The 24,742-nt window shown below is 67.3% G+C and carries 26 protein-coding genes and 1 pseudogene; 8 read left to right on the top strand and 19 right to left on the bottom strand.

What is annotated here, in order from left to right; genetic code table 11:
- Positions 1-217 precede the first annotated feature (217 nt).
- The 3 genes from ACSBP4_RS10605 to ACSBP4_RS10595 form a co-directional block, all read right to left on the bottom strand.
- A complete protein-coding gene (locus tag ACSBP4_RS10605; protein ID WP_435552176.1) occupies positions 218-1,417 on the bottom strand; it encodes a redox-regulated ATPase YchF in 1,200 nt (399 codons plus the stop codon).
- A 98-nt stretch (positions 1,418-1,515) separates the two neighbouring features.
- The gene (locus ACSBP4_RS10600) at positions 1,516-2,490 is read right to left on the bottom strand and encodes an ArsA family ATPase (protein ID WP_435552175.1); all 975 of its coding nucleotides are present in this window, start codon (positions 2,488-2,490) and stop codon (positions 1,516-1,518) included.
- Positions 2,490-2,786, bottom strand: a complete 297-nt coding sequence (locus ACSBP4_RS10595; protein WP_006179832.1) for a hypothetical protein — start codon at positions 2,784-2,786, stop codon at positions 2,490-2,492. The genes ACSBP4_RS10600 and ACSBP4_RS10595 overlap by 1 nt, the downstream gene beginning before the upstream one ends.
- A gap of 75 nt (positions 2,787-2,861) precedes the next feature.
- On the opposite strand from ACSBP4_RS10595, the gene ACSBP4_RS10590 reads away from it, so the two are divergent.
- Entirely contained in the window at positions 2,862-4,088 is a 1,227-nt protein-coding gene (locus ACSBP4_RS10590) for a CobW family GTP-binding protein (protein ID WP_435552174.1), read from the top strand.
- A 12-nt stretch (positions 4,089-4,100) separates the two neighbouring features.
- On the opposite strand, the gene ACSBP4_RS10585 is transcribed toward ACSBP4_RS10590, so the two are convergent.
- A complete protein-coding gene (locus ACSBP4_RS10585) occupies positions 4,101-4,304 on the bottom strand; it encodes a hypothetical protein (protein ID WP_006179830.1) in 204 nt (67 codons plus the stop codon).
- Between the two features lie 99 nt (positions 4,305-4,403).
- On the bottom strand, positions 4,404-4,724 hold the full coding sequence (locus tag ACSBP4_RS10580) for a hypothetical protein (RefSeq protein ID WP_373633700.1): 321 nt from the start codon (positions 4,722-4,724) through the stop codon (positions 4,404-4,406).
- A gap of 107 nt (positions 4,725-4,831) precedes the next feature.
- Between ACSBP4_RS10580 and ACSBP4_RS10575 the strand changes: the two genes are divergently transcribed.
- Positions 4,832-5,056 (top strand): hypothetical protein, encoded by a 225-nt coding sequence (locus ACSBP4_RS10575; RefSeq protein ID WP_006179828.1) that lies wholly within the window; start codon positions 4,832-4,834, stop codon positions 5,054-5,056.
- 37 nt (positions 5,057-5,093) lie between these two features.
- Here the strand turns inward: ACSBP4_RS10575 and ACSBP4_RS10570 are convergent, their stop codons facing one another.
- Positions 5,094-5,318: a hypothetical protein gene (locus tag ACSBP4_RS10570; protein WP_006179827.1), complete on the bottom strand. Its 225-nt coding sequence runs from the start codon at positions 5,316-5,318 to the stop codon at positions 5,094-5,096.
- 198 nt (positions 5,319-5,516) lie between these two features.
- Here ACSBP4_RS10570 and ACSBP4_RS10565 point away from each other — a divergent pair, with 198 nt between their 5' ends.
- Positions 5,517-6,125 (top strand): hypothetical protein, encoded by a 609-nt coding sequence (locus ACSBP4_RS10565; RefSeq protein ID WP_435552173.1) that lies wholly within the window; start codon positions 5,517-5,519, stop codon positions 6,123-6,125.
- Positions 6,126-6,243: 118 nt separating this feature from the next.
- Here the strand turns inward: ACSBP4_RS10565 and ACSBP4_RS10560 are convergent, their stop codons facing one another.
- Entirely contained in the window at positions 6,244-8,094 is a 1,851-nt protein-coding gene (locus ACSBP4_RS10560; RefSeq protein WP_435552172.1) for a carbon starvation CstA family protein, read from the bottom strand.
- 214 nt (positions 8,095-8,308) lie between these two features.
- Complete coding sequence (locus ACSBP4_RS10555; protein WP_435552171.1) at positions 8,309-9,379, bottom strand: pyridoxal-phosphate-dependent aminotransferase family protein; 1,071 nt, start codon at positions 9,377-9,379, stop codon at positions 8,309-8,311.
- Between the two features lie 148 nt (positions 9,380-9,527).
- Here ACSBP4_RS10555 and ACSBP4_RS10550 point away from each other — a divergent pair, with 148 nt between their 5' ends.
- A complete protein-coding gene (locus ACSBP4_RS10550) occupies positions 9,528-10,166 on the top strand; it encodes a class I SAM-dependent methyltransferase (RefSeq protein ID WP_435552170.1) in 639 nt (212 codons plus the stop codon).
- Positions 10,167-10,183: 17 nt separating this feature from the next.
- On the opposite strand, the pseudogene ACSBP4_RS10545 reads toward ACSBP4_RS10550, so the two are convergent.
- Positions 10,184-10,959 (bottom strand): annotated as a pseudogene (locus tag ACSBP4_RS10545) (NAD(P)H-hydrate dehydratase).
- A 106-nt stretch (positions 10,960-11,065) separates the two neighbouring features.
- Between ACSBP4_RS10545 and ACSBP4_RS10540 the strand changes: the two are divergent.
- The gene (locus tag ACSBP4_RS10540; protein ID WP_049966203.1) at positions 11,066-11,686 is read left to right on the top strand and encodes a phosphoribosyltransferase; all 621 of its coding nucleotides are present in this window, start codon (positions 11,066-11,068) and stop codon (positions 11,684-11,686) included.
- Positions 11,687-11,800: 114 nt separating this feature from the next.
- Here ACSBP4_RS10540 and gdhB read toward each other — a convergent pair whose 3' ends face one another.
- The 6 genes from gdhB to ACSBP4_RS10510 all read right to left on the bottom strand — a co-directional run bounded on the left by gdhB (position 11,801) and on the right by ACSBP4_RS10510 (position 17,591).
- Entirely contained in the window at positions 11,801-13,123 is a 1,323-nt protein-coding gene (gene gdhB / locus ACSBP4_RS10535) for a glutamate dehydrogenase GdhB (RefSeq protein WP_006649536.1), read from the bottom strand.
- A gap of 2 nt (positions 13,124-13,125) precedes the next feature.
- Positions 13,126-13,272, bottom strand: a complete 147-nt coding sequence (locus ACSBP4_RS10530) for a rubrerythrin-like domain-containing protein (RefSeq protein ID WP_006179819.1) — start codon at positions 13,270-13,272, stop codon at positions 13,126-13,128.
- Between the two features lie 113 nt (positions 13,273-13,385).
- Positions 13,386-16,349, bottom strand: a complete 2,964-nt coding sequence (locus ACSBP4_RS10525) for a bacterio-opsin activator domain-containing protein (RefSeq protein WP_435552169.1) — start codon at positions 16,347-16,349, stop codon at positions 13,386-13,388.
- A gap of 196 nt (positions 16,350-16,545) precedes the next feature.
- Positions 16,546-16,719, bottom strand: a complete 174-nt coding sequence (locus ACSBP4_RS10520; protein ID WP_006649534.1) for a DUF7556 family protein — start codon at positions 16,717-16,719, stop codon at positions 16,546-16,548.
- Positions 16,720-16,961: 242 nt separating this feature from the next.
- A complete protein-coding gene (gene msrB / locus ACSBP4_RS10515; RefSeq protein ID WP_006649533.1) occupies positions 16,962-17,363 on the bottom strand; it encodes a peptide-methionine (R)-S-oxide reductase MsrB in 402 nt (133 codons plus the stop codon).
- A 66-nt stretch (positions 17,364-17,429) separates the two neighbouring features.
- Positions 17,430-17,591: a hypothetical protein gene (locus tag ACSBP4_RS10510; RefSeq protein ID WP_006179815.1), complete on the bottom strand. Its 162-nt coding sequence runs from the start codon at positions 17,589-17,591 to the stop codon at positions 17,430-17,432.
- Between the two features lie 482 nt (positions 17,592-18,073).
- Between ACSBP4_RS10510 and ACSBP4_RS10505 the strand changes: the two genes are divergently transcribed.
- From ACSBP4_RS10505 to ACSBP4_RS10495, 3 genes are all read left to right on the top strand, one after another.
- Complete coding sequence (locus ACSBP4_RS10505) at positions 18,074-19,675, top strand: bacterio-opsin activator domain-containing protein (protein ID WP_435552168.1); 1,602 nt, start codon at positions 18,074-18,076, stop codon at positions 19,673-19,675.
- A gap of 217 nt (positions 19,676-19,892) precedes the next feature.
- On the top strand, positions 19,893-20,843 hold the full coding sequence (locus tag ACSBP4_RS10500) for a phytoene/squalene synthase family protein (RefSeq protein WP_049966207.1): 951 nt from the start codon (positions 19,893-19,895) through the stop codon (positions 20,841-20,843).
- A 62-nt stretch (positions 20,844-20,905) separates the two neighbouring features.
- Positions 20,906-21,058, top strand: coding sequence for a hypothetical protein (locus ACSBP4_RS10495; RefSeq protein WP_006649529.1), 153 nt, complete (start codon positions 20,906-20,908; stop codon positions 21,056-21,058).
- Here the strand turns inward: ACSBP4_RS10495 and ACSBP4_RS10490 are convergent, their stop codons facing one another.
- From ACSBP4_RS10490 to ACSBP4_RS10475, 4 genes are all read right to left on the bottom strand, one after another.
- Positions 21,059-21,220 (bottom strand): hypothetical protein, encoded by a 162-nt coding sequence (locus tag ACSBP4_RS10490; protein WP_006649528.1) that lies wholly within the window; start codon positions 21,218-21,220, stop codon positions 21,059-21,061. It lies immediately after the preceding gene.
- Between the two features lie 77 nt (positions 21,221-21,297).
- The gene (cruF, locus tag ACSBP4_RS10485) at positions 21,298-22,197 is read right to left on the bottom strand and encodes a bisanhydrobacterioruberin hydratase (RefSeq protein ID WP_435552167.1); all 900 of its coding nucleotides are present in this window, start codon (positions 22,195-22,197) and stop codon (positions 21,298-21,300) included.
- Positions 22,190-23,062 carry a prenyltransferase gene (locus ACSBP4_RS10480; RefSeq protein ID WP_435552166.1) on the bottom strand — a complete coding sequence of 291 codons (873 nt, stop codon included), beginning with the start codon at positions 23,060-23,062 and terminating at the stop codon, positions 22,190-22,192. Before ACSBP4_RS10480 ends, cruF begins: the two co-directional genes overlap by 8 nt.
- 118 nt (positions 23,063-23,180) lie before the next feature.
- Entirely contained in the window at positions 23,181-24,677 is a 1,497-nt protein-coding gene (locus tag ACSBP4_RS10475; protein ID WP_435552165.1) for a phytoene desaturase family protein, read from the bottom strand.
- Positions 24,678-24,742 lie beyond the last annotated feature (65 nt).

Genomic DNA, 24,742 nt, shown 5'->3' with positions numbered 1-24,742 from the left:
CCGTAAGTGATCCGCGCCGTGTACCACTGACCTCGCCGCATCTTTTGTCGTCCTTCGACGGACCGCAGCGTTGGCCGGGTCGGTCGTCGGCAGGAAGTGCGTGACAGCTCTGCTGTCGTCCGTAGTCGCCCCGAACGGGGACGCATGCTGGGCGCTTCCGGTCAGGCCGGGCCGGCGACGTGCGGACGGTCCCGCAGGAGTCGCCAACTGCGGTCGGTCAGTTCGTCGTGATGACTTCGATCACGTCCCGGGACTCGACCTCGTAGTCCTTGCCCAGTTGACGGTTCGTCCGACAGTCGATCGCGTGCAGGAACCCGTCGCCGATATCGGAGTGGAGGCTGTAGGCGAAGTCCTCCGCGGTCGAGTTCGGCGGGATCAGATAGCAGTCGGGCAACACCTCGCCGCGTTCGTTGCCCAGCCCGTTCGCACCGCCGGGGAACACCGGCGTCACGCCCAGCACGTCGAAGAGCGCGGTCTCGAGTGCCGCCTGGACGCCCGTCGCACCGAACTCGTCGAGGAAGTCCCGGATCTGCTCGAGTCCCTGTTTCTGGTCGCCGGAGACGTCGCCCGTGATTTCAAAGTCGTCGTCGCCGGGCCGGTAGTCGACGACGCCGGCCTTGTCGGCCGATTTCAGCGCCTTCTCGGCGTGGGCACTACAGGGCACGATCGTCAGGTGATCGTAGTCCGGATCGTTCGCGATCGCCTCGTAGTTCTCCTGTGCCTCGGGCGTGTCCATCTTGTTCGCCGCGATGACCATCGGCTTGGTCTCCTTACGGATCTCGCGGGCCAGCTCGAGTTTGTCCTCGTCGTCCCACGCCTCGGGCTCGAAGCCGACATCGACCCGCCGGATCAGGCGCTTGATCTCGTCGTCGGTGGTCTTGAACGCGCTCATCTGCTCGGCGAGTTCCTCTTCGATGGCGTCGTCCTCGGTCGTGTAGCCCGATTCGTAGCGTTCGATCCCCTTCTCGAGGACGTCGAGATACCATTGATCGAGTTCCACCTCGAGGAAGTCGATGTCGTCACGGGGGTCGTGGCCCTCGGTGGGTTCGCCCTCGGCGTCGGTTTGTCCGGAGAAGTCGACGACGTGGACGAGGACGTCGGTCTCGTTTAGGTCAGAGAGGAACTGATTGCCCAGCCCGTTGCCCTCGTGTGCGCCGGGGATGAGCCCGGCCACGTCGACGAGCTTCGTGGGGACGAAGCGGGTGCCGTGGTCGCAGTAGCCGACGTTGGGCGTACACTCCTCGTCGAATTCGGGGGCCGCACAGTCGACGCGGACGTAGGCCTCGCCGACGCTGGGGTCGATCGTCGTGAACGGGTAGGCCCCCTCGGGCACGTCGTTCATCGTCGCGGCGTTGAAGAAAGAGGACTTGCCGACGGACGGTTTGCCGACCAGTCCGATTCGGTAACTCGTACTCATTATCCGTCCGTGGCGCGGCCAGCGTAAACGGGTTTCCCTCCGTCGCTGGGGTGGTATGTATGGGCGTATCAGATTCGCGCAGTCGACTCGAACGGGGGCTAGACGTGCGTCGGCGGCTCGACCGCGGTCGCGATATCGAGTTCGGCGGCGACGTCGTCGAGTAGGTCGCCTTTGACCTCCGAACTTCGCCAGCCGATTTCGGCGACCAGCGGCGGCTCGAACTCGGACCGAATGGTCTCGAGGCGTTCCTCCTCCGTCGCGACCCGCTCGCGGAGGTAGCGTGCGCCCCGGCCGTTCTCGTCGGGGTCCGGCGACGGCGTGAGCTTGTTGGCGACGAGTCCACGGACGGCGAGGTCCTTTTCGCGGATGTCGGCGATCGAGCGGCGGGTTTCGTTGACCGACAGTTCGTCGGGGTTGAGGACGAGGAAGAACGCGGCGTCGTCGTGCAGCGCCGACCCGGCGAACTCGAAGAAGGACTTGCGCTCCTCGAGTCGCGCTAGAACGGGGTCGCCCTCCATCACGCGGCGGGGTTCGTTGTTGCCGATGGCGGCCTTCTCGAAGAGGTCGATGCTGGTCCGGCGCTTGTACATCAGCCGGTCGATCCAGTCCTCGAGCAGGTCGGGCAGGCCGAGCAGGCGAAGCGTGCTGCCCGAGGGCGCGGTGTCGAAGACGACCCGGTCGTAGTCGTCGGCGGTGCGCATCACCTCGATGAAGCGGTCGAACAGCGCGGACTCGTAGGCCCCCGGCGTCCCGTGGGCCATCTCGAGCTGGCGGTTGATCTCGTTGACCATCGAAGCCGACACCTGCTCGGAGAGGTCCTGCCGGATCTCGTCGAGATGCCGGGTGACCTCGTCCTCGGGATCGATCTGCATGGCCTCGAGGCGATCGATCCCCTCGACCGGCCGCGGCGAGTCGTCGAACGGCTGGTCGAAGACGTCCGTGACGGAGTGGGCCGGGTCGGTCGAGACGACGAGGGTGCGGTGGCCGTCGCGGGCGCACTTGAGCCCGTAGGCACATGACACCGTCGTCTTGCCGACGCCGCCCTTGCCGCCGAAGAAGACGAACGGCTCCATTAGAAGTGATATTGCTGACCCTTTCGTTCGAGGTACGTGCCGCGGTCCCACAGCCGACGCTCCCAGGCCTCGAACTCGTCCTCGAGATAGGGCAGCAGTTCGGCGGTGTAGTAGGAGACCGGCGACGGGATGCCGAAGGCGTCGGGGAAACACGCCAGGATGAACGCGTCCTCGGCGTCTTCGGCCTCCTTCTCGATCTTCTCGTAGGCCGGGTGCGAGATCATCCCGTGATAGAGGCCCCGCAGCCACTCCTCGAGCGTCTCGCGAAACGCGTCGATCCGGTCGGCCAGATCCATGCCCGTATCTGTGTAGCGAGCGCTAAAAACCCTCGTGGCTCGCTTTCAAGACGTTCCGGCGTCTGTTATCCGGCTATGAGAACGGACACGGACGACGGACGTCCCGTCACGATCCTCTCGGGCAGTCTCGGGGCGGGGAAGACGACGCTTTTGAACCATCTGCTGTCGAACGCCGGCGACCGGTCGCTTGCAGTGTTGGTCAACGACATGGGGGAGGTCAACGTCGACGCCGACCTCGTCGCCGAAGGATCGGAACTCGAACTCGACGACGGCGTCGCGGAACTCTCGAACGGCTGTATCTGTTGTGAACTGCAGGACGACCTCGAGACCGCCGTGGTCAGGCTGGCCCGCGATCGCTCGTTCGATCACCTGATCGTCGAGTCGTCGGGGATCTCCGAGCCCGCACCCGTCGCACGGTTGTTCACGACCGAATCCCGGGTCGCGGCGCTGTACGACGTCGACACGCTCGTGACCGTCCTCGATACCCCCGCCTTCCTCGAGGCCTTCGCCGGTGAGGACGCTCCCGAACGCCGCGGCGACGAGGACGATCGGCCGCTCTCGGACCTGCTCGTCGAGCAACTCGAGGTCTCGAACCTCGTGTTGCTCAACAAGGCCGATCGCTGTACCGAGGCGGAACTCGAGGAGGCCGAAGAACTCGTCGGTGCGCTCCAGCCCGACGCGGAGACGATCCGCACGGAGTTTGCGGCGGTCGATCCCGACCGACTGCTCGGTGCCGGCCTGTTCGACCCGGATCGGGTGACCGACCTGCCGGGCTGGAAGCGCGCACTCGAGTCGACCGATGGCGAGGGCACCGACCACGAGGGCGACGGCCGTCACGACGACCACCACGGCCATCACCACCCCGACGAAGTCTACGGCGTCTCCTCGTTCGTCTACCGGGCCCGGCGGCCGTTTCACCCCGAGCGGTTCGCCGCCGTCCTCCGCGAACTGCCGCGGTCGATCGTCCGCTCGAAGGGGACCGCGTGGCTCGCCGACAACGAGATGCGGGTCTCGATCGCGGGGGCTGGCCCCTCGATCAGGGCCACGGCACAGGGTCCCTGGATCGCCAGCCTGCCCGCGGTCGAACGGGACATGTACCGGTCGAATCGTCCCGATCTCGAGTGGCACGACGAACACGGCGACCGGCGGACGGAACTGGTATTCATCGGCACCGACTACGACGAGGCGGCGCTGCGGAAGGGCCTCGAGGACGCGCTGGTCACCGACGCGGAGTGGGAGGGCGCCCTCGAGGGGCCGTTCCCCGACGAGCAGGGGGCGGCCGTCGTCGTCCGTGAGCCGTGACCGGGCCCCGTCTCAACACGCACAGTCGCGACCGGTCGCGCGCTCGAAGCGCATCTCCGAACCGCAGTCCGGGCAGACCGGCTCCCCCTCGAGGTCGACGTCCCTGATGCGGACGGCGCAGTCGTCACACCAGTAGGCTCCCGTGGAGCCGTCGTCGGGCCGCTCTTTCGGCGCGGGCGAGCTGAGGGCCGTTTTGACCGAGTCGATGAGTCCCATACGGGGTCGTTCGGTCGGCGGCCACTAATATCGTGCGACAGTGTATCATAGACACACGACCGCGGATCGGGGTGCGCTACCGATCCGGGGCGGTCCGTCTCAGCCGACCACGAGCGGCACGGACAGCGCGACGAGCAGCGCTCCGAGGATCGGAATGAGATAGAACACCCGCCGTGCGCGGACCGCGGCCGCAACCTCGCAGTCGAGTTCGGGCCGGGCGGTCCAGATCTGCCGGTAGAAGGCGCCGGCGGCGGTGACGACGAACACTGCCGCCGAAAGCCAGATCGCCGCCTCGAGGGACAGGCCCAGCGCCTGTCCGTACAGCGGCCCGAACGACAGCAGGGCCATGAACGCGAGTCCGACCACGACGCCGAACGGGACCGGATCGACGGGCGTGCCGTCGCGATTACGGAGTTGCATACCCGCCGTTCGGACTCGAGCGGCAAAGAGCTAGACCGTGCGGTTTCCGGCCCGTCCGACGCGTCCCGCCGGCGAAGCTATAAGTGGCGGTGCCGCCGTCTCCCTGTATGAACGACGAGGACTCCGACCGCGAGGGGTTCGAGGCCGGCGTATCATCCTCGCAGGGCGACCCGCGGGTCCTGCTCGTGATGAACGCCGTCCTCTCGACGCTGTTCGGTTGGACGGTCGTCTGGGGACTGTCCTTTCTGGACGTCCTCGAGTTCAGTCCTATCAATGTCGCCACGGCGGCGATACTGCTGTTCGCGCTGACGTATCTCGTGACGATGTCCTGACCGTCGGCCCGTTCGCTCGCGGAACCGGCGGGGCTGGTCAGCGGCCGTAAATGAGTCGGTGGCCGAGGTCGTCGATCCGATCGGTCACGCGGCCGATCCACGCGCCCGGCGAGACGCGCCGGAGTGTCTCGTCGTCGACCTCGATCGCGTCCTCGCCGAACGGGTCGCGAGCGTCGTCCCCGTCGTCCTCGTCGCTCGAGGCGACGTCGACGACCGTCGACATCGAACACCGGCCACAGGCTTCGGTCCGTTTGCTCCCCATGGTAATCTCTTACACGAAGAAACAGCTCCGGCGGCTAAAGCCTACCGCTCGAGCGCCGCAGCGCCGGCTCGCCGTCCACCGACGGGTATTTGATATTCCGAGCGCAACGAGTGGTATGCGAAACCCCGTCACGGATTCGACCGGAACCGAGCCGACGCCGGATCGCGACCGAACCAGCCCGCGGCCCGTCGCCGCGCGATGAGCGACGAGCGGGCACCGGCGGAACTGCCGGCCGAAATCCGCGAGGCGGTCCCCGACTGGGAGGACGAGTACCTCGACCGGGTGTCCGACCGACTGCTGTACAACTACGACCTCGAGAAGGACCACCGGGCCGGCGGCGAGCGCTGGGACCTCTACGGGAAGCTGCGCGTCCGGAGTCAGAAACAGTTCTTCCACCCGGCGCTGTCCTACGCCGACCACGAGGCCGAGGAGTACCTCTTTGCCCGTCGGGAGTCTCGGCCGACGGTCGCGGAACTCGAGCGGCTCGTCGACCTCGGTCACGACCTCGCCGACGACCGGGTCGTCCCCGACGAGGAACACTTCGGGACGGACTTCTCGTTCGTCCTCGTCGCGGACGAGATTCCCGACGACGTCCGCGCGTTCGTCGAGGGCTTTCGCGATCGGACCCTCCTGAAGTTCGGCTATCACGGCCACTACGAGGTGAACCTCGTCGTCGTCGTTCCCGACGAGGGGGACCACGTCGCGAGCGAGGCCGCCGACGTGGCCGAGGCGTTTACCCTCTGGGACGACGTGACGACGCCCGACGAGGGCTTTCTCTCGCGGTTCGCCAAGCGGTTCTGGCAGTGAACGCGATCGCGGCGGTCCGGCGACGGCGCGTCACGGCCGTCCGGAAGCGGCGATCGCTATCGGTCGCACTCGGCACTGCCCGTCGTAGCGGCGGCGAAAAAACGAAGCGTGACGGACGTCAGTCGTCGCCGGGTTCGGCGGCGGGCGTCTCGGGGCCGCGACGGACGCGGCTGATGTTCCGGTAGCCCAGCCTGACGAGCGCGAGCGCGAGGCCGATGAGGACGAGGCCAAGCGCCATCTGCACGACCGCGGAGAGTTGCTCGCTGAGGGTTCCTGCACCGCCCTCGATCAGGTTCAAGTAGAGGTTCTCGTAGAACACCAGAATCGAGAGCCCGAGGACGGTGATCGTGACCATGACGGCCATCGGGACGCCGGTCGAGACGAGCTGTTTGCTGTCGTCCCAGTTGGCCAGCCAGACGGTCGCGGTCAGCAGGGCAAGCGCGGCCAGCAGCTGGTTCGCACCGCCGAACAGCTGCCAGAGAACGACCCACTGCCCGGAGATAACCAGCAGGTACGCCGGGACGGCCTGGACGATCGGGTTGGTGTACCGGCCGCGAACGAACGATCGCGGGTCCGCGTTCAGCCCCGTGTCGGTCCGTCCGGCGGGCGTGCCGACGATCTCTTCCATCATGTACCGGCCGAGGCGGACGGCCGTGTCGGTCGAGGTCAGCAGGAAGCTACAGAGGACCAGCGCCATGAACACGGCGCCGGCGGTCTCGGGGACGCCGAAACTCGTGAGGATGACGCCGCCGCCCGAGGCGAAGTTCGGCAGAGCGGCACCGATGCCGCCGCCGACGTCGGGCGCGCCCCACACGGCGAGCGTCGAGAGCGCGACAGCGGCCAGCAGGCCCTCACCGAGCATGCCGCCGTAGCCGATCAGGCGGGCGTCGGTCTCCTTGTCGAGCTGTTTGGCCGTGGTCCCCGAGGAGACCAGCGAGTGGAACCCGCTGATCGTCCCACAGGCGATCGTTATAAAAAGCAGCGGGAACAGCGGCGCGTAGCCGGCCGCTTCCGCGCCCCAGAACCCTTCGAACGCGGCGATCGAGCTGTCGATGACGAGGTCCTGATTGGCCGTCCCGAAGAACGTGCCGACGATGATCGCGAGGGTCGCACCACCGACGCCGGCGTACAGCAGGAACGACGACAGGTAGTCACGCGGCTGGAGCAACACCCACACCGGAAGCGCGCTCGCGACCGCCGCGTAGACCAGAATTATCGGCACCCAGCCGGCGGTGTTGCCGCCGCCGATTCCCTCCAGCGCCGCGGCACCGGGCACCCAGCTCCCGTCACCGCCGAACAGCACGATGGTGCCCGAGGGATAGTCGCCGGCAAAGAGCGCGAGCGGGTACTCGAGGCCGACCCAGACGGCCGCGAAGACCCCGGCGACGAACAGTATCGTCCCCGGGATGAACGGGCCGTTGAACTGGTAGAGGTAGACGCCGAAGGCGAGCGCCAACCCGATGTACAGCAGCGACGCCGTCACGACCTGTGGATAGGCGTTGAAGACGATCCCGACGACCAGCGCGAAGACGGCGACGACGAGGATGATCGTCAGGAACGCGAACCACAGCAGCATGTTCTTCCCGCTCTCGCCGACGTACTCCCCGATCATGTAGCCGATCGACTTCCCCTCGTGGCGCAGACTGCCCGACAGCGAGACGAAGTCGTGGACGGCGCCCATCAGCGGGTTCCCGATGGCGATCCACAGTAGCGCGGGCACCCAGCCCCAGATCGCCCCGGCCGTGATCGGTCCCACGATCGGTGCCCCACCGGCGATACTCGAGTAGTGATGTCCCAACAGAACCGGTTTCTTCGACGGGACGTACTCCTGTCCGTCCTCGTACTTGTGTGCCGGTGTCTCCGCGTCTTCGTTGAGTTCAACGAAACGCGTCAAATATCGGGAATAACCCACGTACCCCACAGTGAACGTTACCAGCACTGCCGCGATGATCCATATGACCTGTGTCATGGTACCTCTAGACAAATACAGTGTGATGTATGATCTTAATTGTTGTTTGTTTACGTCCCGATATACTCCGCATCTGTAACCTTATACAGCATATATTGCTGGTGATATTGTCGGAGTCATGGACAAATATCGAAGTGGAACGTTGATACGCGAGGTCAGTAACGGATCGTCCCGTAATGCCGACTCGTACCGACAGGTAACGGGCCCGACCGCGTCACTCCTCGAGGACGGCCTCGAGCGCGTCCATCGTTTGCTGGACCCGGTCGACCCGGGCGTTGTGTCCCATGTGGCCGACCCGGAGGACGTCGGCGGCGAGGTCGCCGAGCCCAGTCGCGAGGACGACACCGTGGTCGTCGGCCAGCGTCCGCTGCAGTTCCTCGGCCCGACCCGGGACCTCGAGTGCGGTCACCGTCGGCGACGACTGTGCGCCGTCGGGGTAGACCGACAGCCCGAGGTCGGCGGCCCGCTCGCGACACCGCCGTGCGGCCCGCTCGTGGCGCTCGAAGACGGTCTCGAGTCCCTCCTCGAGCAGTAGGTCGATCGCAGCGCCGAGTCCGTAGAGGTTCGCGGACAGGTGCGTGTAGGGGAACCACTCCTCGTCGGCGGCGTCGCGCCAGGGCTCGAGATCGGTGTAGAAGCCGCGGGTCTCGAACGATTCGATCTTCGCCCAGGCGCGGTCGCTGACCGAGGCGACGGTCAGGCCCGGCGGCGCGCTGAAACACTTCTGGGAGGCGCCGAGACAAACGTCGATCCGGTCGGTCGGCACGGCCGTCCCGCCGAGCGAGGAGACGGCGTCGACGACGCTGATGACGCCGTGGTCTTCGAGGAGATCGAGGACCGGCTCGAGGTCGTTCAGGACGCCGGTCGGCGTCTCGCAGTGGACCATCGTCGCGACGTCGAACGAGCCGTCCGTGAGGTGAGACTCGACGGCTGCGAGATCGATGGAGTCGCGCCACGGGGAGTCACAGACGACCGCCTCGCCGTCGTAGCTCTCGACGAAGTCCGCGAAGCCCTCGCCGTAGGGGCCGTTGGCGATACACAGTACCCGGTCGCCGGGTTCGACCAGCGAGGCGACCGCGGCCTCGAGGCCGAGGATGCCCTCGCCGCCGAGGATCACGATGTCGTCGTCGCCGTAGATCGCCCCGAGGTCGTCGGTCAAGTCTCGATAGAATTCGAAGAATTCGGGCTCGACGTCGGGGTTGGGCGTCGGTTCGGCCATCCGGTCGCGGACGGCGGCCGGCACCGCGGTCGGCCCTGGCGTCATGCGGAGTCGATCGTCGCTCATACGGGGACTACCGGCGTGTTCGGTCATAAACCGCTCGAGAGTAGGCCGGAACACCCCCGGAGTCTCGAGCGGGCGGGAAAACGGGTATCAGTCGGGCCCTCGTCGGTTGGACCGAGTCACAATGGGAAGCGGTCTCTCTTCGCGCACAATGGGTGAACGGCGAATCGACCACCCCTGCTTTGCGGCCCTCTATGACCGGTGTATGCCGGACCGACTGCTGGTCGGCCCTCACCGTGAGTATCTCGCGGCCGATCTCTCGGGGCGGGTCCTCGACCTCGGCGCGGGGACGGGCGCGATGATCCCCTACGTCGCCGCGGGCGGCGACGACGACCTCGAGTATCACGCCGTCGAGCCGGACCCGAACATGCGCCGTCGGGCGGCATCGACGGCCGACCGGTCGGCCCTGCGGACCCAGCTCCGGGACGACCGCGCGGAGTCGCTGCCGTACGTCGACGACGCGTTCGAGACCGTGATCTCGAGTCTGGTCTTCTGTACGATCGGTGACCCCGACCGAGCGTTGGACGAGGTCGCCCGCGTGCTGGAGCCGGGTGGGGAACTGCGCTTTCTCGAACACGTCCGCAACGACGGCTGGCGCGCGCGGGTACAGGACCGACTGAACCCCATCTGGGAGCGGGCTGCGGGCGGCTGTCAGCTGAACCGCGAGACCGTCGAGCGGTTCGTCGGCCACGACGCGTTCGACGTCCTCGAGATCGAACGCACCCAGGTCGGCGTCCTTCCGGCGACGCCGATCGTACGGGGCCGGCTCCGAAGACGGCGGGAGTCCTGATCGAGCGGCACTCGCGGCTACCGGATCGCCTTGGGGATGCGCTCGATGACGTCGGTCGCGACGACGCCGGGGCCGTACGCCGCGGTCGCGAGTTCGCCGGTCTTGCCGAGGATCCACGCGCCCAGTTCGGCGGCCTCCCGGCGGTCGGTCCCCTGCCCGAGCAGCGAGGCCGTGATTCCGGCCATCGTGTCGCCGGTGCCGGCGACGGTCATAGCCGACGTATCGGTCTCGTTTTCGATCCGGTCGCCCTCGGCGACGATCTCGTCGACCCCGCCCGTGAGTGTGACGACCGCGCCGGTCTCCTCGGAAAAGGCCTCGAGCGAGCCGTAGGCCTCGTAGATCGGGTCGTCCTCGGAGCCACTGGGCGTCAGGATCACGTTCGAGAGGTCGGCCTCGAGGGCGGGTTCGATCGCCAGCGCATCGACGACGGTCGGCGTCTCGATGCGGTCGACCGCTTCGCATACCGCGTCGGGATCGGCGTCGACGAGGCCGGGGCCGATCACGACGGCGTCGGCCCACTCGGCCACCTCGAGCGCCCGTTCGATCGCGCCGTCGGCGAAGGACTCGCGGCCGTAGTGGTCGACGAGCAGGTTCGGTGAGTGGCCCGCGACGACCTCGTAGATCGGTTCGGGGACGAACGCCCGGACGTGTCGAAGCCGGTCCGCAGCGCCGCACGCCCGGCCAGCGCGGGCTGGTTCGGATACGCGACGCTGCCGCCGACGATACCGACGCGGCCGTTGTCCCGTCCAGTGTCGTCGCTGACGTTCGAGAGCGTTTGCTGGAGGCGACCCATATCTTACGTCCCGAGCGGTCCCGTGTAGCCGTTCGGCAGGCGAGTTCCGGTTTGTGGCCAGCACCGACGGCGGAAGCTAATATGGATCGCCGTCGTAGCTCGAGCCATGTTCGAGGACAGAACCGACGCCGGCGACCGCCTCGCCGCAGCGCTCGTAGGTCGTGGCCTCGACGTCGACGTCGTCCTCGGGATTCCCCGCGGTGCCTTGCCCGTCGCGCGGCCGGTCGCCGACGCGCTCGCGGCCGACATCGACGTGGTCGTCGCCCGTAAATTGGGTGCGCCGGAAAACCCCGAGGTGGCCCTGGGTGCCGTCGCCAGCGACGGTAGCGTCTGGTACAACGACGGCCTGCTCGAGCGGCTCGATCCAGACGAAAAATACCTCGAGGAAATCCGCACCGAGGAAGCCGCAAACGCCCGCGAGAAGGCCGACCGCTACCGCGAGGGTGACGGGCTGCCGGAGCTGGCGGGAAAACGCGTGCTGGTCGTCGACGACGGCGTCGCGACCGGCGCGACCGCGACCGCCTGCCTCCGACAGGTCCGCGAGGCCGGCCCGGAGTGGGTCGGGCTCGCCGTCCCCGTCGGCTCCCCGCGCGCGATCGACGACCTCGAGCGGGAGGCCGACGAGATCATCGCGCTGGAGACGCCGGCCGATTTCCGCGCCGTCGGCCAGTACTACCGGACCTTCGGCCAGGTCAGTGACGACGAAGCGCTCGAATACCTCGAGTGAGGCGAGCGAAATACACTGATCGCGACGCCGTCGTGCGATCGGGAGCGAAATGACGTTCAGTGGCTGCTATCGTTTTCTCCCTCCTGAAAGCGGAGGGTCACCGGATTCTCTCGATCACGGCCACAGGCCGCGCGCCTCGTGGGCCTCGGCGACCCGCTCGAGCGCGACGGCGTAGGCGGCGTCGCGCCACGAGACGTCCGCCCGTTCGACCTCGTCTTTTAGGGCGGTCCAGGCCCGGACCATCTCGGACTCGAGTTCCTCGTTGACCCGCTCGAGCGCCCACGCACGGCGGTTGATGTCCTGCAGCCACTCGAAGTAAGAGACGGTGACGCCGCCCGCGTTCGCGAGGATGTCCGGGATTACGTGGATCCCGCGTTCCTCGAGGATTGTGTCGGCCGCGAACGTCGTCGGCCCGTTGGCACCTTCGACGACGATGTCCGCGGCGATCGCGTCGGCGTTGTCGGCGGTGATGACGTTGCCGATCGCGGCTGGGACCAGAACGTCGACGTCTAGCTCGAGCAATTCTTCGTTCGAGAGCCGGCGCGGACTGTCGTCCTCGGTGAGGCCGGCCGCGAACCGGGTGACGGCTTCGGGCTCCTCGTCGTGGGAGGGGATCGCCGCGACGTCGATCCCGTCCGGGTCGTAGACCCCGCCGTTGACGTCGCTGACGGCGACGACGGTTGCGCCCCAGTCGGCGAGCAGGCGGGCGGCGTTGGCACCGACGCTGCCGAAGCCCTGAACGGCGACGGTCGTCTCGGAGAGGGGGTAGTCGTAGTACTCGCAGGTCTCCCGAGTGACGATGGCGACGCTCCGCCCCGGCGCTTCCTCGCGGCCGTAACTGCCGCCGATGACGGGCGGTTTGCCGGTGACGACGCCGGGGATGGTCTCGCCTTCCTGCATACTGTAGGCGTCCATCAGCCACGCCATCGTCTGCGGATCGGTCCCCATGTCCGGCGCGGGGATGTCCGTCTTCGGCCCGATCACGTCGCGCAGTTCCTGTGCGAACCGCCGCGTGAGCCGTTCGGTCTCGTCGTCGCTCAGGCGCTTGGGGTCGACGACGATCCCGCCTTTCGCGCCGCCGAAGGGCAGGTCCATCACCGCACACTTCCAGGTCATCCACATCGAGAGCCCGACACACTCGTCGCGGGTCACGTCGGGATGATAGCGCAGCCCGCCCTTGAAGGGGCCGCGAACGCTGTCGTGTTTGGCCCGGTAGCCGGTGAAGACCTCGACCGATCCGTCGTCGCGCTCGAGGGGTACCGTTACCTCGTGGACCGACGCGGGGTGGCGCAGCCGCTCGAGGGCCGCGTCGTCGACGTCCAGTCGGGCGGCGGCACGATCGAGTTGCCGGCGTGCCGTCTCGAGTGCGGTTTCCGGGTCGGACGATTCAGCCGTTGCTTCCCGGTTCGACGGCGAAGAACGCTTTTGTGATGACATCGTTACTCGATCGGTGTGCGCCGGTTTCGCATTTCGGCCCCGCACTCGGGACAGGCGTCCGGCGCGGCAGCGCGGACGACAGTACCGCATTCGAAACACTCGTAGGTCGATTCCGTCTCGGGGTCGAGTTCGGCGTCTTTGTGTTGCATGTGAGAGATGACGAGCGCGGCTGATCGTGCGTTCGTCGCACTTAGGAATAATAGGGATATTAGGATGAACCTATTCGTCAGATAGCTAGCGTCGGCGATTAGTGGGGGGTTCACTATTCAACCCCTCGAGACGGGTTTGCCGGCAGTCCGATCTCGTCGAACACGATCGCGAAGAGTTTCCGCTGGACGGTCCGGACGTGCCGGTAAAACGCTGCGGGCGAGATGTCGAGTGTCTCGGCGATCGATTCGCCGGACTGCGCGCGGGGTGACTCGAAGTAGCCGCCGTAATATGCGAGCCGCACGACCTCGAGTTGGCGGTCGGTAAGCCGGTCGCGGAGGCTCGCGTGGAAGTCACGCGGGGTCGTCCGTTCGACGGATCGTTTCGACCGGAGTTCGACCTCGGAGAACACCGTCGAGACGACGTCGGCACCGCCCCGCGCGTCGACGGAACTGGGGACGTCCACGACGACCCGCGTGTCGGTGGGGGTCGCCTCCACGCCGCGCAGCAGGACCCCGTGGTCCGCGAGTTGCAATGCGAGAACCGGCCGCGAGAGATCCAGCAGGACCGCTCCGCCGGTGTCCTCGTCGGAGCCGTCGTCATCGGCGCCGTCACGGCCGATGACCCGCGCCCCCTCGACGGTGACGAGGTCCGTGGCCACGGCGGCGACGGCGTCGGGCGACGCACCCTCGACCGTCGCGACGACGGTCGCACCGTCCTCGCGGTGGCGAACGCCGCCGTCGAACGAGACGGTGCAATCGGTCCGTCGGGCGAGGCGGGTAAAGAGGACCGTCTCGTCGCCGACCGCGAACTCGAGGCGCGTACTCGAGTCCGAAAGGAGCGCGCGCTTGCGCTCGACGGCGGCGATCGCGGCGGCGATCGTCTCCCCGAGTTCGGCGAGGACGGTCCGGACCATCTCGTCGAACGCGTCGGGCCGATCGGCGTAGACGGTCAGGACGCCGTACGTGAAGTCGTCGTATGACAGCGGGACGCTCACGGCGGACTGGAACTCACAGGCGAGCGCTTCCGACCGCCACGGTTCCTCGCGGAGCCCGTCGGCGACGTTCGCGACGCCGGTTACCGCCCGGTCGGTCGCGGTCCTGACCGCGGGTTCGGTGCCCCCGGTCAGCGAGAGCGACACGCTGTCGAGATACGACCCGCCCTCGGTCGCGCCGCCGTCGGCGCGGACCGCGAGCCGATCGTCGCCGGCGTCGGCCGCCCCGATCCAGGCGAACGAAAACCGGTCGGCGGTCGTGAGTCGGTCGCAGACGGCGCGTTCGATCTCGTCGCGGGTCTCCGCGCCGACCAGCGCCTGATCGAGGTCCCTAATGATCTCGTTGACGCCGTTCAAACGGGTGAGCTGGCGGTTGCGCCGCTCGAGTTCGCGGTCGCGGTCGCGCAGCGTTCGCTCGCGCCCGACGCGGTCGAGCGCGGCCTCGGCGGTCGTGGCCAGCAGGTCCGTCAACTCGCGAGCGACGTCGTCGAAGGCGTCCGGCTCGCTCGAGCCCGCGACGAAGACGCCGTGGTCCCCGAGCGGAACGTACGCGACGCTTCGCAGTTCGGTTCCGGGGTTCGAAAGCGACGGCGACTCGTGGACGTCCGCGAAGAACCGGCTCTCGCCGTCGACGAAGACGCGACCGGGAACGCTGTCGTCCGTCGCCCGATGGTCCCGGACCGGGCCGTGTAACCGCTCCATGGCCGGCGAGGACGCGGCCGGCCGCAGGACGTTCTCGTCCGTATCGAACAGGTACGCGGCGCTGGCCTCGAGGTCGAGAACGTCCGTCGCGTCGTCGACGACGATATCGGCGATCTCGCGGTCCGTCTCGGCGTACAGCAGTTCCCGCGTGGTTCGGTGCAGCGCCGTCAGCGCCTCCTCGCGGCGTTTCCGCGTCGTCACGTCGCGGCAACTGTAGAGGGTCGTCCCGCCCTGAATCGAGACTTCCCGGACGTTGACCAGCAGGGTGTGTTCCCGGCCCGCCCTGTCAGTGGCAGTACACTCGATGTTGGTCAGGACGCCGGCCGCCTCGAGTTCGTCGCGGTCGAAGAGGTCCGGCCCGAGCAGTTCGTCGATGGTCCCCATCTCGTGGATCTCGTCGTCGGAGTAGCCGAAGACGAAGTGGACGTTCGGACAGACGTAGGTGAACGCCCCGTCGTCGTCGGTGATGAGGACCGTGTCGGTCATGTTGTTGAGCGTCACGCGGTGCAGCTGCTCGGACTCGCGTAACTCCCGCTCGAGGCGAGCGCGCTCGGTGACGTCGTCCGCCCGCGCGAACAGCGAGACGACGGTCCCGGACTCGTCGCGGATCGGCCGGACGGTCACCTCGAACGTTCGACGCCGATCGGAATCGTCGGTCTCCGCCGCGGCGTCGCTCCCGTCTCGAGCGGTCGCACCGGCACCGTCGGCGCGGACACACGTCAGCTCACGGTGTGTGATCTCCCCGCTCGCGGCCGCATCGATCGCGTCCCGGAGGACCGCTTCCCCGTCGACGGCCGACTCCCACCACGGGAGGTCAGCGAAGGGGCGGCCGCGGACGTCGGTCGCGGTCGCGTCGATCGCCTCGAGCGCGGGCTCGTTGGCCCGCCGCACGGTCCCGTCCGGCGCGAGCAGCCAGCCGTACGCCTCCGGATCGTCGAAGACGGCGTCGAACGCTCGAGCGCGGTCCCGCCGCCACCGGCGACCGCTGGCGGCCGACAGCGCCCGTTCGATCGCCGGCCGGAGGTCCTCGTCCGGTCCGTCGGGGGAGCCGTCGAGGGGGACGTACGCCGAGACGTCCGCGGCGATCGCCGCGCTCGCGACCGACTCGTCGCCGTCGATCGGTGCGAGGACGACCGGCAGGTCGGGCTCGCGTTCCCTGACCGCCTCGAGGAGGGCGAGCCCGCTCCGATCCGGGAGCGACTGGACGGTCAACAGACAGTCGACGGACGTCGTTTCGAGGCGCTCGAGCGCCGCCGTGGCGGTCGACACCGCGGTCGCGTCGAACGCGTCGTCGTCGAGGACGCTCGCCAGCGGCTCGGGTCTCGCTTCGGTGGGTGCGACGACGAGGAGTCGAGCGCCATCGAGCGGCCGTTCGGAAGCCATCGTTCCCGATACGACCTCCGGCCGATAGAACCCATCGGTCCGGTCGCGCTCGCTGGAATCGACACGCGTTCGCCGCTCGAGTCCCGCCGGATAACGTCCGTGTCGCCGTTACCGTCGACGATCCGTACGGCGCATCGCGAGGGCGAGAGCGGTCGCTGGCGAAGCCCGCGACGGCGTGAGAAAACTCCCGAGCGGCCTACCGGTGGTCTTCGACGGCGACGGCCGCCGACTCGGCCATCGCGATCCAGGCGTCGTCTCGAGCGATGTCGGCGACGACGAGATGCGGCCGACCGTCGATCTCGTCGACCGCGGCGACGACGTCGCTCGCCCTGTCCGCCTCTCGTCCGACCGGTGTCGCTTCGGGCGTCATGGTCGACCGTTCCGCCACCTGAAGTATGAATGTTCCGGAAGGAGATCGATTGGTGGTTGAATATTGGACATAATGGGCCAGTTTAGTTTAGATACCGGCCCTATTTGCCGCTCGGGTTGAATCTCGGAACTCGGCGGTCGCTACCGGTCGGCCGTGCAGTCGCTACCGCCGCAGCCCGTCCGAACGACGGCCGGTGGCCCGTCCATGTGCAGTCGCCGGCGAAGCCCCCTCGAGTCGGGCCATCACTCGTCGTCGAAATCCAGCGCGACGGAGTTGATGCAGTATCGCTTGCCGGTCGGTTCGGGGCCGTCGTCGAAGACGTGACCCAGGTGACCGCCGCAGTTCGCACACACCACTTCCGTCCGTCGCATCCCGTGGCTCGTATCGAGGCGGGTTTCGACCCGGTCGCTGTCGGTATCGTAGAAGCTGGGCCAGCCACAGCCGGACTCGAACTTCGTCTCGGAGTCGAACAGTTCGGCACCGCAGCCGGCACAGGCGTAGGTGCCGTCTTCCTTGTGGTCGACGTACTCGCCGCTGAACGCCGGCTCGGTTCCCGCTTCCCGGAGGATTCGGTACTCCTCGTCGCTCAGTCGGTCGCGCCACTCCTCGTCGCCCGACGGGGTTTCCGCTGGTTCGTTGCTCATACCCGCAGTAGGGGCGAGCCGTTGAAGAGTCTGTTCGTGGCCGGCCCGACGCTCGTCGGGTGAAACTCAGCGGGTGGTGATGACGTCCGTACTCTCACAGTCCGGACACTGGGTCATCCGGCCCAGTTTCGGGACCTCGATCCGCCGCCAGTCGTCGTCTCCGCCGGGTGCTTCGAAGCCACAGTTGCGACACCGTGACCGTCCGCGCGTCGCTTGATCCTGTGCCATGAGCTACTCTATGTCATGACCATACATAGGTATTTGTTCACATTCGGAGATCTCTCACCGGCTCCGACGGGTCGAGCGGCCGATCGCGACGATCGGCCGCGACCGCGTCTGACAGGGGAACGCGTGGACGAGTTCGGAGATCGGCTCGACGGATCGGCCACCGTCCTCGAGCGTCCGTCGACGGGCGAACTGCGGGCCGGCGGGACGCCCGGTTCAGCGCTCGAGTCGTCGGTTCGGCAGTCCGGGACGCCGGATCTCCGTGGGAGCCGTCCACGAACAGTAATAAAAGCGTTGTCGAAACTATCAAACAGCCAATTAAACGTCTCGATGAGAGCATGAGCAGTCGCCGACGTCGCTCACAGTGGTCGGCTCGTCGGACATCGGTGGGGCGAGGATCGCCGAGATGCTGGGGCCGAGCGGTTCGGTCCAGCACGCACGACCGTCCAATCGTGTTAAGAGGGCCAATCCCGTACGTCGGACCGATGGGCACTCGGCACGAACTCGCTGCGTCGGCGCTCGAGGACCTTCCGATCACCGTCGCACTCATCGATGAGAACGGAGAGATCCTGTTGACCAATCGTTCCTGGCGCGAGTTCGGTCCCGCGGACGGTCCCACGGATCACGTCGGTGTCGACTACCTCGCGAACGCCACGACGGCCGAGGACGAACACGCCCGGCGGGCGGTCGAGGGGATCGAGGCCGTCCTCGCGGGCGACCGGGATGAGTTTTCCATGGAGTATCCGTGTCACTCGCCCGATCGGAAGCACTGGTTCCTGATGCGCGTCACCCGGTTTTCACACGACGGCCGGCGGCTGGCGTCGCTGGTTCACCTCGAGATCACCGACCGGAAACTGGCCGAGATCGCCGCCGAGGAGAACGAACGCCGAATCCGTGCGGAACGGGAAACCGTCGAACACGTCCTCGAGCGGGTCGACGGGCTCGTCACCGAGATCACCGATGCGGCGGTCGGTGCGGAGACCCGGGCGGCCCTCGAGCGCGACGTCTGTACGCGGTTGACCGACACCGATCCGTACGTCCTCGCCTGGACCGGCCGGGTCGACGTCACGAGACAGCGGCTCTCGCCCCGCGAGTGGGACAGTCGCGACGACGTCCCGCTCGAGGACGACGAACTCGTCCTCGAGAGCGACGAGTCCCATCCCGCCGTCCGGGCCTTCGTCGACCGCGAGCCACAGGTGATCGACGATATCGACGCGTTCGACGACGCCGACCGCTGGTGGCCCGTGGGAGCCGGCGAGCGGTTCCAGTCGGTCGCCGCGTTGCCGCTTGCCTACGGCGACGTGACCTACGGCGTCCTCGTGGTGTTTGCCGACGAAACGGATGCCTTCGACGAGCGGGAGTCGCTGGTCCTCGAGTCGCTCGCTGGGACGGTCGCGACCGCGATGAACGCCCTCGAGGCCAGGCGGATGCTCACGAGCGAGGCCGTCGTCTCGATCGAGGCCGCCGTCGAGGACCCGTCGCTGTTCGTCACGTCGCTGTCCGAGCGCGTCGATGCGACGATCAGCTACCGCGGGCTGACCTACGACGCCGACGAGACGCCGCAGTTGCTCCTGTATGCCGATCGCGAGATCGACCAGGAGGCGGTCCTCGCACCGGACGCGGACGTCCGCGACCTCTCGGTCCTTTCGAAAAACGACGGCGGGACCCTCCTCGAGGTCACCGCGGGGGACGGCCCAGTAACGGCGCTGAACGAACACGGCGCGGTAGTACAGGAGTTGTCGGTCAGCGACGGCGTCGCCGACCTCGCCGTCGAGTTTCCCGACAGCCGGTCCGCTCGCTCCGCGTACGACCTCCTCGAACGTCGGTACGATCGGGTCGAACTGATCAGCTACCACGAACAGGAGGAGCCGAGCCAACGGCCACACGACGTCTCGGCGCGGCTCGAGTCGTCGCTGACCGACCGGCAGTTGCTGGCGTTGCGAAAGGCGTACCACGCGAATTACTTCGAGTGGCCCCGCGACATCTCCGGCGAGGAACTGGCCGACTCGATGGATATCTCCCGGTCGACGTTCCACCAGCACCTCCGGACCGCCCAGCGGAAGGTCCTCGAGGAACTGTTCGACTGAGACGGATCGGTGTCCCGAGTTCCCGGTGCGACCGTCTCCGTCCTGCAGTCACACCGGAGCCGACTCATGGCAGTCCGATCCGTCGGTCGATGGGACTGTGTCGGGAGCGGGACCGTCGTCCGACAGCGATTCTGAACATAGTGAGGGTATGCTACTTTATACTCTCCTGTCGTACCGTATACATCCGTTCGCCGGCGGGTAGGGTCAGCAACAGAGAATGCAACAGGAACACATCGACGCAGGCAAGGCGATACAGAAGCGGACCGGGAAGACGTTCTATCTCGCGACGCGGTTTCTCCCCGAGCGAGTGCGACACGCCACGCACGTCCTCTACGCGTTCTTTCGGATCGCCGACGAGGTCGTCGACGACGCCGCGGGCGTCGACCCGGCCCAACAGCGCGCACAACTCGAGGAACTCCGGGAACAGGCACTGGGAGAACGCGAGCCCGACGATCCGGTCCTCGAGGCGTTCGTCGAGCTTCGGGAGCGATACGGCATCAGCGACCGCGAGGTCGACGTCTTCATCGACGCGATGGCGACGGACATCGACACCCACCGGTACGAGACCTACGCGGACCTGGAGTCGTACATGCGCGGGTCGGCGGCTGCGGTCGGCGTGATGATGACCGCTATCATGGAGCCCGAGGCCGAGGAGACGGCGATCCCCCACGCGGTGACACTCGGCGAGGCGTTCCAGATGACGAACTTCCTGCGGGACGTTCGGGAAGACGTCGTCGAGCGAGATCGGATCTACATCCCACAGGAGACGCTTCGTGAACACGGCGTCGATCCGGCGCAGGTCGAACGCCTCGAACACTCCGAGTCGTTCGCGGCGGCGATGGAGGCCGAACTCAAACGAACCGAGGATCTCTACCGAGAAGGGGTCGCCGGCATCCGGTATCTCCCCGAGGACTGCCAGCTGCCCGTGTTGCTGGCGGCGGTCCTCTATGCGGAACACCACTCGCTCATCCGCGCCCAGGAGTACGACGTCCTCTCCGCCGAGCCGTCGCTGTCGACGGCTCGGAAGCTGTGGTGTCTCGCGAAGACGCGCTGGCACTGGCACTGGAACCGGGATCCGGAAGCGGTGTTCCAGCGGGTGTCGGCGGTGCCGACCCGCGAGCCCAGCCGTCACGGGCCCGAACACGGCGACGGTATCCCGACGCGGTAGCTTTTGAAACCCCTCGATATGGTGGCTATTCCTTCGTTGTGACCGGTCCCGTAACCGACGGTATGTCCACGGACACAGGGTCCGATATCACCGGCAACGACAAACGCATGGCCCGGACGACGGCGATCGGTCTCGGCGTCTGGCTCGCGATAACCGTCGCCGCAGTCGTGTTACTACTCCTGCTGGGCGACGCCATCTCGAGCCTGTTCGTCTGATCACTCCGAGACGTCGTCGGTCGTCAGCGCCGCCGTCTCGGCGACGATGAACTTCGCCAGCTTGCGCTTTTCGTGTTCGTCGACCAGATGGTCCTCGAGTTGCCGGCCGGCCCTTGGCGGCTCGCGACAGACCGGACACTCGAGGGGTTCTTTGGTCGCCATACGGGGGCCACGAGGGCCACGAGCAAAAGCGAGTGGCCGGCATACTCGACTGCGTTCGATGCGGGCCGGACTCCCCGTTACGTTCCTCGGACCATCCCGAGGTCGTAGCGGTCGGTCCGGAGCAGGCCGAGACAGAACGCGCCGGCCACCCCGGCCGCCAGCCAGTTCGTATAGAGGAGGTTGATCGCACCCCACAGGAGGACGAAGCTCACCAGGTCGTCCAGCGCGAACTCGCAGGCCCGGACGCGGTCGACGAGCGCCCGCCGGTCGAAGGCGAGTTCGACGAGGACGACGGCGACGGTCCCAGAGAGGAGCCAGCCTCGGTAGTTCGAGAGCGGGACGCCGTAGTAGCCGCCGGGCGGCACGTACGACCAGAAACCGATGGCGACGGCTGCCGGATCGAGGACCAGATCGACCGCTACCACGGCGGCGATTGCGCCGAGCAGTCGGGGGACGAGCCGAGCAACCCGGTCGCCAAGCGCCAGCAACGTCAGCAGGTACGCGTTCAACACCAGCGGGACGAAAAACAGCGGCAGGGCAAGCGGCACCTCGCCGCCGAGCATCGGCCCGAGGCTGATCCCGTACTCGAAGGTCCCGTAGGGCCAGCCCGTCCGAACGCCCAGCAGTTCGATCCCGTAGGTGTAGGCGATCAGGACGGTCAACGGCAGGGCCGCCCGTCTGTCGACCTGCGGTAACAGGGCGACGACCAGCGGCGAGCGCATCACCAGCGTCCCGAACAGGATCAAGAGTGGGTTGTACGACAGCGCCGCCGGGAGCAGCCCTTCCGCGCTGGCGACCAGCGTCACCGCACCGATCACGGGGAAGACGACCGCGATGGTAAACCGGTTCTCGCGGATCAGCGCCTCGAGGCGGCGCTGGACGGTCGCCCGGGTCGAATCGTCGAGGGTCGCGTCGCCGGAACGCGGACTCGAGGTCTCGGCGTCCGACCCCGGCGGGGTCGGCTCGCCGCTATCCATACAGCAGCCTCCAGAGCCCGCCCATAGTCAACGCCGCGCCGACGACGGTGTTGATCGCCGGGAACCACCAGTACGCGCGGTCGACGGCGACGCTCGCGGTCGCGATGGCGGCCACGAGCGCGGGATAGACGAGGAGCAACGCGCCCAGTCGAACGTCGATCGCGCCGAAGGCGACGGCGCTGGCGAGCCAGCACGCGCCGCAGTAGGCGTAGGTCCGCGGTTCGCCGAGGATCGTCGCGGTCGTACGAATCCCCGTCTCGCGGTCCGGTTCGATGTCGGGGATCGCGGAGAAGGTGTGCATTCCCATGGCCCAGAGCCAGCCGCCGCCGATCGCGAGGAGGGGCGGTCCGGTGCCGGCGACAGCCGCGTACGCGGCGATCCCGGGCGTGACGTAGAGCCCGTTCGAGACCGAATCGAGCAGCGGCGTCGTCTTGAGTCGCGCCGGCGGGGCGCTGTAGGCCGCCCCGAGGACGAGGAAGGCCGCGAGCCAGGGCACCGCGGCCGCCCCGACTAGCGGGACGAGCAGGATCGCCAGCGCCGCACAGAGCCCGACGGCCGCCGGGACGTACCCCTGTCCTCGATAGCGCGTCTCCCGATCCTCCTTTTTCGGGTTCGCGGCGTCGATCTCCCGGTCGTAGAGGTCGTTGATGCCGTAGAGGAAGACGTTGGCCGGCAGGAGAAAGTAGACGAACAGCGCGACCGTGGCCGGCGTGAACAGCTCGTCGGGGGCGTCGGCGGCGTAGGCGACGCCGACGACGACCGGCCCCGCGAGATAGAGCCAGAACCGCGGCCGCGAAAGCGACAGCAGGTACGACAGCTGCTCGCCGCGGTCGGTCTCGCCCGCTGCGGTCGGTTCCGAGGTCATCGATGCGGTCTCGAGGCTGTCCCGCGCCGACGTCCGCGGCGCGGTCGGTCGTCTCGCTCCGGGGAGCGTCGGTCGCGTCGCCCGGTGCGTTCGGTCCGCCGGACCGCTCGAGCGGCCGTCACGGCGTGTGTGCGGTCCCGTGATCGTCGAGGACCGCGTCGGCGGTCAGTTCGCCGCTGATGAGACACATGGGCATGCCGATTCCGGGCGTGGTATCGCCGCCGACGAAGTAGAGTCCGTCGACTTCTTTCGAGCGGTGTGGCGGCCTGAAAAGCGCCGTCTGGCGGAGGGTGTGGGCCATCCCCAGTGCCGTCCCGTCGTGGCTGTTGTACCGGTTCGCGAAGTCGGAGACGGTGAACCGTTCCTCGAGGACGATCCGGTCCCGGAGGTCGGTGCCCGTGTTCGCGGCGATGTCCGCGAGGACCCGATCGCGGTACTCGTCGCGGATTTCGGGTGTGTCCTCGAGGCCGGGTGCGATCGGGACGAGGGCAAAGAGGGTGCTATGGCCCTCGGGCGCGACGGTGTCGTCCGTTTCGGAGGGGACACACAGGTAGTAGGCGGGGTCGTCGGGCCACTGTGGGTCCTCGAAGATCTTGTCGAAGTGGTCCTGCCAGTCGGTCGGCAGCACGAGCGTGTGATGTGCGAGTTCGTCGACCTCACCCTCGACGCCCAGATAGAGCAGGAAGGCGGAGGGCGCGTAGGTCCGGTCCTCCCAGTAGTCGGCGTCGTAGCCGCGCCGTTCGGGGGTGAGAAGCTCCTGTTCGGTGTGAGCGTAGTCGGCGTTGCTGACGACCAGATCCGCCGGGATCGGTCCCGAGGCGGTCTCGACCTCGAACCCGCCCGTACGTCCCTTGATCTCCGTCGCCGGGCGACCTGTCTCGTACTCGACGCCGAGTTCCCGGCCGAGGTCCGTGATCCCGTCGATGACCGCGCCGATCCCGCCCTCGGGGTACCAGACGCCGAGGTTGAAATCGACGTGGCTCATCAGGTTGTACAGCGCCGGCGTGTTCGTCGGCGAACCGCCCAGAAACACCAGCGTGTACTGCATGATCTGCTGGAGTTTCGGGTGGTCGAAGTAGCCCTCGACGTGGCCCTGCATCGAACCCAGCAGGGAGAGGCCGCGAGCCTGTCGGGCGACGTCGAGATCGAGGTAGTCCCGCAGCCGCGGCCGGTCCTCGTAGACGAAGTGTTCCATCCCGACCTCGTAGTTCTCTTTGGACTTCTCGAGGTATCGCTCCAGGGCCTCGCCCGCCCCCCGTTCGTACTCCTCGAAGACGTCTTTCGTCCGCTCCAAGTCCGGCGTGACGTCGACCCGGTCTCCGTCCTTGAAGAAGATCCGATAGTGTGGATCGAGGTGTTCGAGGTCGTAATACTCACTCGGCGTCCGGCCGAACTCGGCGAAAAAGCGCTCGAAGACGTCGGGCATCAGATACCACGAGGGCCCCATATCGAACCGGAACCCGTCTTTCTCGAGTCGGCTCGCCCGGCCGCCGAGCTGTTCGTTCTTTTCGATGACGCGTACGTCGGCACCCGCATCGGCGAGATAACAGGCCGTCGAGAGCCCACCGATCCCGCTCCCGATCACGACGACCGACTCACCGGCCAGCGATTGCATGGTCGACATGAGTAGCTGACCTGTGTTAAACGTGGTTCACACATAGGTAGGGAACCCGACCGGTT

Origin of the sequence: Natrinema sp. CGMCC1.2065 (assembly GCF_051225675.1) — an archaeon.
GTDB classification, from domain to species: Archaea; Halobacteriota; Halobacteria; order Halobacteriales; family Natrialbaceae; genus Natrinema; species Natrinema thermotolerans.
Note: the sequence above shows the minus strand (reverse complement) of the source record. Positions and strands in the feature narration are given on the sequence as shown.

Excerpts from the sequence above, each read along its gene's own strand:
- ACSBP4_RS10525 (WP_435552169.1), bottom strand. The coding sequence starts at position 16,349 with ATGGCTTCCGAACGGCCGCTCGATGGCGCTCGACTCCTCGTCGTCGCA.
- ACSBP4_RS10600 (WP_435552175.1), bottom strand. The coding sequence starts at position 2,490 with ATGGAGCCGTTCGTCTTCTTCGGCGGCAAGGGCGGCGTCGGCAAGACG.
- ACSBP4_RS10605 (WP_435552176.1), bottom strand. The coding sequence starts at position 1,417 with ATGAGTACGAGTTACCGAATCGGACTGGTCGGCAAACCGTCCGTCGGC.
- ACSBP4_RS10595 (WP_006179832.1), bottom strand. The coding sequence starts at position 2,786 with ATGGATCTGGCCGACCGGATCGACGCGTTTCGCGAGACGCTCGAGGAG.
- ACSBP4_RS10500 (WP_049966207.1), top strand. The coding sequence starts at position 19,893 with ATGCAACAGGAACACATCGACGCAGGCAAGGCGATACAGAAGCGGACC.
- ACSBP4_RS10590 (WP_435552174.1), top strand. The coding sequence starts at position 2,862 with ATGAGAACGGACACGGACGACGGACGTCCCGTCACGATCCTCTCGGGC.
- ACSBP4_RS10570 (WP_006179827.1), bottom strand. The coding sequence starts at position 5,318 with ATGGGGAGCAAACGGACCGAAGCCTGTGGCCGGTGTTCGATGTCGACG.
- ACSBP4_RS10480 (WP_435552166.1), bottom strand. The coding sequence starts at position 23,062 with ATGACCTCGGAACCGACCGCAGCGGGCGAGACCGACCGCGGCGAGCAG.
- ACSBP4_RS10575 (WP_006179828.1), top strand. The coding sequence starts at position 4,832 with ATGAACGACGAGGACTCCGACCGCGAGGGGTTCGAGGCCGGCGTATCA.
- ACSBP4_RS10475 (WP_435552165.1), bottom strand. The coding sequence starts at position 24,677 with ATGCAATCGCTGGCCGGTGAGTCGGTCGTCGTGATCGGGAGCGGGATC.
- ACSBP4_RS10530 (WP_006179819.1), bottom strand. The coding sequence starts at position 13,272 with ATGCAACACAAAGACGCCGAACTCGACCCCGAGACGGAATCGACCTAC.
- cruF (WP_435552167.1), bottom strand. The coding sequence starts at position 22,197 with ATGGATAGCGGCGAGCCGACCCCGCCGGGGTCGGACGCCGAGACCTCG.
- ACSBP4_RS10550 (WP_435552170.1), top strand. The coding sequence starts at position 9,528 with ATGGGTGAACGGCGAATCGACCACCCCTGCTTTGCGGCCCTCTATGAC.
- ACSBP4_RS10540 (WP_049966203.1), top strand. The coding sequence starts at position 11,066 with ATGTTCGAGGACAGAACCGACGCCGGCGACCGCCTCGCCGCAGCGCTC.
- ACSBP4_RS10555 (WP_435552171.1), bottom strand. The coding sequence starts at position 9,379 with ATGAGCGACGATCGACTCCGCATGACGCCAGGGCCGACCGCGGTGCCG.
- ACSBP4_RS10510 (WP_006179815.1), bottom strand. The coding sequence starts at position 17,591 with ATGGCACAGGATCAAGCGACGCGCGGACGGTCACGGTGTCGCAACTGT.
- msrB (WP_006649533.1), bottom strand. The coding sequence starts at position 17,363 with ATGAGCAACGAACCAGCGGAAACCCCGTCGGGCGACGAGGAGTGGCGC.
- ACSBP4_RS10580 (WP_373633700.1), bottom strand. The coding sequence starts at position 4,724 with ATGCAACTCCGTAATCGCGACGGCACGCCCGTCGATCCGGTCCCGTTC.
- ACSBP4_RS10490 (WP_006649528.1), bottom strand. The coding sequence starts at position 21,220 with ATGGCGACCAAAGAACCCCTCGAGTGTCCGGTCTGTCGCGAGCCGCCA.
- gdhB (WP_006649536.1), bottom strand. The coding sequence starts at position 13,123 with ATGTCATCACAAAAGCGTTCTTCGCCGTCGAACCGGGAAGCAACGGCT.
- ACSBP4_RS10505 (WP_435552168.1), top strand. The coding sequence starts at position 18,074 with ATGGGCACTCGGCACGAACTCGCTGCGTCGGCGCTCGAGGACCTTCCG.
- ACSBP4_RS10520 (WP_006649534.1), bottom strand. The coding sequence starts at position 16,719 with ATGACGCCCGAAGCGACACCGGTCGGACGAGAGGCGGACAGGGCGAGC.
- ACSBP4_RS10495 (WP_006649529.1), top strand. The coding sequence starts at position 20,906 with ATGTCCACGGACACAGGGTCCGATATCACCGGCAACGACAAACGCATG.
- ACSBP4_RS10585 (WP_006179830.1), bottom strand. The coding sequence starts at position 4,304 with ATGGGACTCATCGACTCGGTCAAAACGGCCCTCAGCTCGCCCGCGCCG.
- ACSBP4_RS10565 (WP_435552173.1), top strand. The coding sequence starts at position 5,517 with ATGAGCGACGAGCGGGCACCGGCGGAACTGCCGGCCGAAATCCGCGAG.
- ACSBP4_RS10560 (WP_435552172.1), bottom strand. The coding sequence starts at position 8,094 with ATGACACAGGTCATATGGATCATCGCGGCAGTGCTGGTAACGTTCACT.